Source organism: Pseudomonas sp., from assembly GCF_049645325.1.
Classification (GTDB): domain Bacteria; phylum Pseudomonadota; class Gammaproteobacteria; order Pseudomonadales; family Pseudomonadaceae; genus Aquipseudomonas.
This window is the reverse complement of the sequence record NZ_JBARTQ010000439.1, coordinates 1-4,335: the sequence shown is the minus strand read 5'-3', so window position 1 is coordinate 4,335 and position 4,335 is coordinate 1. Positions and strand designations below refer to the sequence as shown.

At 64.0% G+C, this 4,335-nt stretch carries 5 protein-coding genes; 2 read left to right on the top strand and 3 right to left on the bottom strand.

Annotation, left to right across the window (positions count from 1 at the left end; genetic code table 11):
- A partial coding sequence (locus WBB95_RS19115) for a UPF0149 family protein (RefSeq protein WP_424489003.1) occupies positions 1 to 253 on the bottom strand: 253 nt, incomplete at its 3' end.
- Between the two features lie 97 nt (positions 254 to 350).
- Positions 351 to 1,598, bottom strand: coding sequence for a chloride channel protein (locus WBB95_RS19110; RefSeq protein WP_424489002.1), 1,248 nt, complete (start codon positions 1,596 to 1,598; stop codon positions 351 to 353).
- 191 nt (positions 1,599 to 1,789) lie between these two features.
- Between WBB95_RS19110 and WBB95_RS19105 the strand changes: the two genes are divergently transcribed.
- Both WBB95_RS19105 and nudC read left to right on the top strand, forming a co-directional pair.
- Positions 1,790 to 2,602 carry a crotonase/enoyl-CoA hydratase family protein gene (locus WBB95_RS19105; RefSeq protein WP_424489001.1) on the top strand — a complete coding sequence of 271 codons (813 nt, stop codon included), beginning with the start codon at positions 1,790 to 1,792 and terminating at the stop codon, positions 2,600 to 2,602.
- A 5-nt stretch (positions 2,603 to 2,607) separates the two neighbouring features.
- The gene (gene nudC, locus WBB95_RS19100; RefSeq protein ID WP_424489000.1) at positions 2,608 to 3,441 is read left to right on the top strand and encodes an NAD(+) diphosphatase; all 834 of its coding nucleotides are present in this window, start codon (positions 2,608 to 2,610) and stop codon (positions 3,439 to 3,441) included.
- Here nudC and WBB95_RS19095 read toward each other — a convergent pair.
- Positions 3,409 to 4,188, bottom strand: coding sequence for a TSUP family transporter (locus WBB95_RS19095; protein ID WP_424488999.1), 780 nt, complete (start codon positions 4,186 to 4,188; stop codon positions 3,409 to 3,411). The genes nudC and WBB95_RS19095 overlap by 33 nt on opposite strands.
- Positions 4,189 to 4,335 lie beyond the last annotated feature (147 nt).

Genomic DNA, 4,335 nt, shown 5'->3' with positions numbered 1-4,335 from the left:
CCAGGGTATTGAGGTGACGCACGCACAGCTCCAAAAAGCGCTGGGCCTCCTCGACGCTTTCCCACGCCGGGTTTTGCCCACCCCAGATCGCCGGGAACCACTCATCCACTTCCACTTGGGCCGGGCTGGACACCAACGCCGTGAAGTAGCCATCGAGCTCAGCCAGGTTCAGCACCGAATGGTCGTCGCCGTACTTGAGCAGGGTGTCTTCGATGAATTCGAAATCGGCGGGGGCGAGGGGTTGGGCGTGCATGGGGAATATCCTTTAAACGTCGAGCGCCGCCTGGGGCGGCTTAAAGCGCGAAGGATGGTGCCTGGGCCGGTTTTTTTCCAGTATTTTTGCCGCGTTTTTAGCCGCGCCGCTGGCACAGCTTGCTCACGCACATCGAGCCCACTACGGCCAGGATGATGGGCACCAGGAAGTCGTGGTCAATGCGTGTAAACTCGGCCACCAGCACTATCGCCGTCAGCGGCATGCTCATGCTCGATGCCAGGAAGGCCGCCGCGCCGATGATCGCAAAGGCGCCCAGCGGCACGCCCGGCCACACCAGGCTCCAGGCACCGCCGAGGATGATCGCCAGCAAGGCGCCATTCGCCAGGCCGGGTGTCAGCAGGCCGCCCTCGGCCCCGGCGCGCAGGCTGCTGGCGGTGATCAACAGCTTGACCACCAGCAGCAACGCGGCCAGGCCGATCGTCAGTTCATTGTCGAAGCCCAGTTGCGCCGGGCCTTTGCCATTGCCGAGGATTTGCGGCAGCAGCATGGCCAGCCCGCCAATCACGGCGAAGTTGATCAACGACAGCGCCGGCAAGCGCCAGCCGCGCGCGGCATTTGCCCGAGCCGCGCCCGTAAGGCGAGTAAAACCGTAGGCGGCCACGCCGAATAGCGGCCCGCACACCACCGCCCAAGCGATCAGCGCCGGGCTCACCACAAAATGCGGCACCACGTATTGCGCCTGCGCGCCCAGCCCGACCCAGGCCACCGACGCGCCAATCGCCGAGGTGGCCAGGGCAATCACCGCCGCCGGCCAACTGAACGCGCCCACCAGCACTTCCAGCACAAACACGGCGCCGCCCAGCGGCACGTTGTACACCGCCGCCAGCCCGGCGCCAGCCCCGCAGGCCACGATCAAGCGGTGCATGGAGGGTTCCAGGCGCGCGCGCCGGGACAACCAGGTGGCCGCCAGCGCGCCGACTTCGCGTGGTGCCACTTCACGGCCCAGCGGCGAACCCAAGGCCACGGTGATGATCTGCAGCACGGCGTGGGCGAGGGTGGTCTTGGGCGGCATGATCGGCATGGTTTCCGACACCGCCTGCTTGACGCTCACCAGCGGGCGACCGTAGCGATAGATCGTCCACCAGCCGAGCCCGGCGACCAGGCCACACACCAGCAGCACCAGCAGGCGGCGCTCGGGCGACGCTGCAGTTACTCCGAGCAGGAAGGTTTCATGGCTGACCAGGCTGTCGAGGCTGTAGCCATAGGCCAGATGCTGTATGCCATGCAGCAGCAACGCCAGGAGCATTCCGCCCAGGCCTGCACCGATGCCGGTCAGGACGACCACCACAGCCAGGATCAACGATGAACGAAACGTGGACGGCATACACAGCTCCCGGCAATGCCCTGATTGTATAGCCGATATGGGGCGCTTCCGGGGTGAAATGTATCGGGGCTGCATGAACCTTGCGCCCACAACATTTCATTACCTTTGCCAGTCCCGTTTTTGGCCGATGCGCCGTCGCGCACCCTTGTTATAGTTCGGGCCTTATCACTCGCCAGTCAGGGATCACTGCCATGTCCGAATACCACGCTTTCGTCGTCGAACTCACTGGCAACGTTGCCCATGTGCAAATCAACCGCCCGGAAAAGATCAACGCGATGAATGCCGCGTTCTGGACCGAAATCATCGACATCTTCCAATGGGTCGAGGACACCGACGCGGTGCGCGCCGTGGTGCTCAGTGGCGCCGGCAAGCATTTCTCCTCCGGTATCGACCTGATGATGATGGCTTCGGTGGCCAATGATTTCGGCAAGGATGTGGGCCGCAACGCACGCCTGCTGCGCCGCAAGATCCTTGAACTGCAAGCCTCGTTCAATGCCGTCGACAATTGCCGCAAGCCCGTGCTGGCGGCCATCCAGGGTTACTGCATCGGCGGCGCCATCGACCTGATCAGCGCCTGCGACATGCGCTACGCCGCCGAAGGCGCGCAGTTCTCGATCAAGGAAATCGACATCGGCATGGCCGCCGACGTCGGCACGTTGCAGCGCCTGCCGCGCATTGTCGGCGACGGCATGCTGCGTGAGCTGGCCTACACCGGCCGCCAGTTCGGCGCCGAGGAAGCGCGCAGTATCGGCCTGGTCAATCGTGTGTATCCCGATCAGGAAAGCCTGCTGGCCGGGGTGATGGACATTGCCCATGAAATCGCCGCCAAATCACCGATTGCCGTGACCGGCACCAAGGCCATGATCAGCTACATGCGTGACCACACGGTCAAAGATGGTCTGGAATACGTTGCCACCTGGAACTCGGCTATGTTGCAATCCAACGACCTGCGCGTGGCCATCGCGGCCAATATGAGTAAGCAGAAACCCGAATTCGTGGATTGACTGACATGACCCCAGGCTGGATTACCACAACGCTGCTGGACAACGACGCCCCTGGCGGCTGGGCCGTCGCCCGCAGCCGCGAGGGTTTTTTGCATGACGCCAATGGCCCGCTGTTCCCCCGCGAATGGCTCAAGCGCCAGGACCTCTCGGTATTTGCCGAGCATGGCATCGGCCATTTGGACGGTGAGCCGGTGTACTTGCTGGAACTCGACGCGGCCAGTGAAGTGCCCGGTTGCAGCTGGCAGGGGTTGCGCGGTTTCATGCTGCAAGGCGATCACACCCTGTACAAAGTGCTGGGTTACGCCGCGCAGATCGGGACCTGGGCCCGTGAACACCGGTTTTGCGGCAGTTGCGGCCAGGCCATGGTGCAGGTGCCCCGGGAGCGCGCCATGTTCTGCCAGGCCTGCGACCTGCGCAGCTACCCCCGGATCTCGCCGAGCATGATCGTGCTGGTGACCCGAGGCGACGAGATTCTGCTGGCGCGTTCGCCGCGTTTTGTCACGGGTGTGTACAGCACGCTGGCGGGGTTTGCCGAGCCGGGCGAGTCGGCCGAAGACTGCCTGATCCGCGAGGTTCGCGAAGAAGTGCAGGTGGAGGTCAAGAACATCCAGTACATGGGCAGCCAGTGCTGGCCGTTCCCGCATTCGATGATGCTCGGCTTTCACGCCGAATATGCCGGTGGCGATATCGTGCCCCAGGCCGACGAGATCGAGGACGCGCAGTGGTTCAACATCCACGACCTGCCGCCGTTGCCGGCGTCGCGTTCGATTGCGCGTTACCTGATCGACCTCTACCTGGCCCGCCGTTTAGGCCACGCTGAACCAGTGCTGCCAGGCTAGGCGCACCGTCAGGCCGAGGACCACGGTGATAAACACCGGACGAATGAATTTGGCGCCGCCGCTGATTGCGCTGCGTGCGCCAAAGAACGCGCCACCCATCACCGAGAAGCCCATCGCCAGGCCGACCACCCAATCCACCGAGCCGTTGAAGATAAACACCGACAGCGCCGCCGCGTTGCTGACGAAGTTCATGCTGCGCGCGACGCCGCTAGCTTTCACCAGGTCGATAGGGTGCAGCAGCATCGTGCTGACGGTCCAGAACGCCCCGGTGCCGGGGCCGGCCACGCCATCGTAGAAGCCCAGGCTGAAGCCTTGGGTGGATTGCCATTTCTTCTTGATCGGTGCGTCGGCGTCCAGCGGTGCCTTGGGCGTGCCGCCGAACAGCAGGTAAATGCCGCACGCGAAGACGATCACCGGGAGCATCTTGTTCAGGGTTTCGGCGGGCAGGTAGTGGGCGACTACGGCACCGGCCAGGGCGCCGATCAGCGTGCCGACGATGGCGTGCACCCATTGGCGTGGGTGGAACAGTTTGCGGCGGTAGAAGGTGAAGCTCGCGGTGGCGGAGCCGAAGGTGGAACTGAGTTTGTTGGTGCCCAGGACCAGGTGCGGCGGCATGCCGGCGGTGAGCAGGGCCGGGGTGGTGAGCAGCCCGCCGCCACCGGCGATGGCGTCGATGAAGCCGGCGACGAAGGCCACGACGGCGAGGATGGCGAGGGTGGTGAGGTCAACGCTGAGTTCGAAGGGCATGGGAGGGCTTAGAGTTTGGCAGGGCGCTGCGAAAGGGGCTGCGCTGAAGCGGGGTATGGTACCTCTGGTGGTGGGGGTATATCCATTTTTGCTGTCGTTGCGGGGATGGGTTCCGCTCTTACAGCGGCTCACTTTTGGTGGAGCGCA

Excerpts from the sequence above, each read along its gene's own strand:
- WBB95_RS19110 (WP_424489002.1), bottom strand. The coding sequence starts at position 1,598 with ATGCCGTCCACGTTTCGTTCATCGTTGATCCTGGCTGTGGTGGTCGTC.
- WBB95_RS19105 (WP_424489001.1), top strand. The coding sequence starts at position 1,790 with ATGTCCGAATACCACGCTTTCGTCGTCGAACTCACTGGCAACGTTGCC.
- nudC (WP_424489000.1), top strand. The coding sequence starts at position 2,608 with ATGACCCCAGGCTGGATTACCACAACGCTGCTGGACAACGACGCCCCT.
- WBB95_RS19095 (WP_424488999.1), bottom strand. The coding sequence starts at position 4,188 with ATGCCCTTCGAACTCAGCGTTGACCTCACCACCCTCGCCATCCTCGCC.